Source organism: Vibrio penaeicida (assembly GCF_002933855.1).
GTDB lineage: Bacteria > Pseudomonadota > Gammaproteobacteria > Enterobacterales > Vibrionaceae > Vibrio > Vibrio penaeicida_A.
In genome coordinates this window covers 20206-23859 of the sequence record NZ_BFAQ01000059.1, presented here as the reverse complement: position 1 = coordinate 23859, position 3654 = coordinate 20206, and the positions used below count along the sequence as shown (strand labels likewise).

Annotated in this window: 3 protein-coding genes; all 3 read right to left on the bottom strand. The window is 45.5% G+C overall.

Annotated features, from left to right (window positions below; genetic code table 11):
* Positions 1-2082, bottom strand: a 2082-nt coding sequence (gene rsxC / locus VPNCDNU1_RS27175) for an electron transport complex subunit RsxC (protein ID WP_104403285.1), incomplete at its 3' end; no start/stop codon positions are given.
* A gap of 12 nt (positions 2083-2094) precedes the next feature.
* Entirely contained in the window at positions 2095-2673 is a 579-nt protein-coding gene (gene rsxB / locus VPNCDNU1_RS27170) for an electron transport complex subunit RsxB (RefSeq protein ID WP_101111486.1), read from the bottom strand.
* Positions 2673-3254, bottom strand: coding sequence for an electron transport complex subunit RsxA (gene rsxA, locus VPNCDNU1_RS27165; RefSeq protein ID WP_101111487.1), 582 nt, complete (start codon positions 3252-3254; stop codon positions 2673-2675). Before rsxA ends, rsxB begins: the two co-directional genes overlap by 1 nt.
* Positions 3255-3654: the final 400 nt, after the last annotated feature.

Genomic DNA, 3654 nt, shown 5'->3' with positions numbered 1-3654 from the left:
AGGTGTTTCCGTTGCAGGCTCGTTTGAGTCCGAGTCGTCACTTTCAGTTGCTTGAGCTTGTTTTGCCTTACGCGCTTTCGCCCTTGCAATGGCAGCGGCTACCGCGGCTTTTTTCGGGTCTTCTTCAGTGGGTGCTTTAGCCGTAGATTCGTTTGAATCCAAGGTTTCAGGTTCTTTCGACTCAGATTGCTGTGCCTTGCGCGCTTTCGCCCTTGCGATGGCAGCGGCTACCGCGTCTTTTTTCTCGTTTCCTGTTGTTTCCGCTTGTTCTGGTTGAGCTGATTTTTTTGCCTTCGCACGAGCAATAGCTGCAGCGACTGCATCTTTTTTACTGGCATCTTGCTTGTCTTTTGATTCTGAATCAGCCGTTTCGTTTGCTTTTAAGGCTTTACGTTCTCTCGCTTGACGCTTACGCTCTTCTCTGAGTTTTGCCATTTCACTGTTATCTGGTTCAGATTGTCCAGATTTTATTGCCTCAGCTTGCTTGGCTTTAGCGCGAGCAATAGCAGCTGCAACAGCCGGTTTAACTTCATCTGTTGCTGTTGTTTGTGCTTTCTGGGACTTAACTCTAGCAATGGCTGCGGCAATGGCGTCGTCACCGTCACCAGTCTTCAAATCTTTACGGCGCGCTTCCGCGGCTTTTTTGAATTTATTTTCACGAGCGAGCTTATCGCGCTCCATTCGAGCATTCTTTTCTTCGAAGCGTTTTTTAGCTCGCTCAGCAGCGATGGCTTCTTCTTTACGAGTACGGATTTCCGCTTTAGCTTCACGGTAGTAGTGGACTAAAGGAATTTCACTTGGACAGACAAACGCACAAGCTCCACATTCGATGCAATCCTTTAGGTTGAGTTCTTCGCACTTATCGTAGTCTTGATCCTTTGCGTACCACTGAAGTTGTTGAGGAAGTAAAGAGGCGGGGCATACGTCCGCACATTCGCCACAACGAATGCATTCCATCTCGTAACGCTCAACAGGCAATTCCCGACGTGCGGGTGCAAGAATACAGTTGGCTGTTTTGGTAATGGGGACATTGGCATGTGGTAGCGCAAATCCCATCATTGGTCCGCCCATGATAAGGCGAGGTGCTTTTTTATCGGCTTTATAATCTGCGTGTTCCAATAAGTGTGAAACAGGCGAACCAATCAAAGCCCAAACGTTGCGAGGTTGTCTGAAGGTTTTACCTGTCAGAGTCACTACACGCTGTATAAGAGGCTCGCCGTCGATGATCGCACGTTTGATGGCATGCATTGAACCCACATTTTGAACCAATATGCCAATATCCGCTGGAATACCATTTGCTGGAACTTCCATATCGGTCAGTATTTTGATGAGTTGCTTTTCGCCACCAGAAGGATACTTCGTCGGGATGACTCGAATAACAAGATCCTTTGCCGTAGCAGCAGCTTGCAGTGCTTTGATGGCTTCTGGTTTATTGTCTTCGATGCCAATAATTGTGAGCTCTGGTTCAAGTATGTGCTCAACAATTTCGATGCCTTTGATGATTTCTTCCGCATGTTCTTGCATTAATCGATCATCAGCGGTTATGTAAGGTTCGCACTCCGCAGCGTTGACGATGAATATTTTTGTTTTCGCTAATCCCGACTGGATTTTTTTGGCTGTTGGAAATCCGGCTCCGCCCATTCCAGACACGCCTGCCTGACGAATAGCTTCAATTAAGTCGTCTGATGTTTCTTGTTGATAATTCGCAATGGGGTTCTTTTTTCCCCACTCATCTTTTCCGTCGGGTTCAATAACGACGGACAATTCTGTCAGACCAGACGGGTGAGCGGTCGTTCGGGGCTCTATCGCGATAATGGTCCCAGATGTCGGGGCGTGAATTGGAAGCATGAAGCTTAATGAACAGCGAGTCAGTGGCTGACCTTTGACCACGTGATCACCTATTGATACCACGAGATCACCGGGTTTCCCAATGTGCTGTTTTACAGGAATAACCAGCTCTTGCGGAAGTGGTAATACCTGCATTCCTGACTGGTTAGATTGGCGCTTATTTTCTGGTGGGTGAATACCGCCGGGGAAATCCCAGAGGTAACCAGAACGAATTTTCTCAATGAGTGACAACATGCCCAATCCTTCTTATTGTAATTTTTGAGGTTGAGAGTCGGTGACGTTAACCACCGGTATTGTGTTTAATTGCCACTTCCATGTATCCGTTGTTTGCGCAATTGGAATCATTTCGATGCAGTCCGTCGGGCAAGGTGCGACACACAGGTCACAACCAGTACATTCATCTTTGATAACGGTGTGCAGCGCTTTGTTGCCTCCTACTATGGCATCTACGGGGCAAGCTTGGATGCATTTAGTGCAGCCTATACACATATCTTCGTGTATGTAAGCGACCTTTTTGATGCTTTTTTCTGGGTCGTGTTCCGGTTCTCCCGCTTCAACCCCCATTAAATCTGCTAGCTTTTCGATAGCCGCTTGCCCGCCAGGAGGGCATTTAGTGATGGAGTCACCATTTGCAATGGCTTCGGCATAAGGGCGACAACCAGGGTAACCACATTGACCACATTGAGTCTGAGGCAAAATTTCATCGATTTGATCCACAATCGGATCAGCTTGAACTTTGAACTTAATTGAAGCAAAACCAAGAATCGCACCAAAAATAGCCGCTAAGGCTGCAAGTGCAATGATAGCAATTAGAATTCCACTCATTACAGTTTCACCAGCCCTGTAAAGCCCATGAATGCAAGCGACATTAATCCGGCGGTAATCATTGCAATGGATGCACCGCGAAACGGCATTGGTACGTTAGCGGCGGCAATACGTTCACGCATAGACGCAAACAAAATCAAAACGATTGAGAAGCCAGCAGCGGCCCCAAAACCATAAACAATGGATTCAATGAAATTGTGATTCTCATTAATGTTGAGCAACGCTACACCTAGAACAGCACAGTTTGTGGTAATCAACGGCAGAAAAATACCAAGAAGGCGGTAAAGAGTCGGGCTGGTTTTGTGAACAACCATTTCGGTGAACTGAACGACAACAGCGATAACCAGAATAAAACTCATGGTGCGGAGATATTGAATACCTAACGGCGTTAAGATGTAGGTTTCAACGAGGTATGCGCTCACCGATGCCAAAGTAAGGACAAATGTCGTAGCTAAGCCCATGCCTATAGCTGTTTCAAGTTTTTTTGAAACACCCATGAAGGGGCACAAGCCTAAAAATTTTACAAGAACAAAGTTGTTGACCAAAACGGTGCCAACAAGCAGCAACAGGTACTCTGTCATGGCATCTCAATAAAAATAAATCAGATCCTAATATTATCCTGCTTTGTTACGTATTTAACAACCGAGACAGAGCAAGGTTTTTTGGTATTTGACTGTTTATTAGTCAGTTAATTATAGAATTATGATTCTAAATTTGAAAAACGCCAAGTTGTTGAGAATTAATATCATTTAGGTTGCTGGTGGTGATGATAAAAGCATAGCCGGTGAGGTTCGATTGATTGAAATTTCAGCTTGATTGGGGAGTTGAGCAAGCGCCCTTAAGAAACATAAGCTTAGAGTGTTTTTAATTGACTAGAGCGAGGGAATCACATCTTTTTGCTTGGATTTGAAATACACCAGTCGCTATAAACGAAAAAGCCACGTCTTTCGACATGGCTTTTGGAATTTTGGCTCCCTTTGA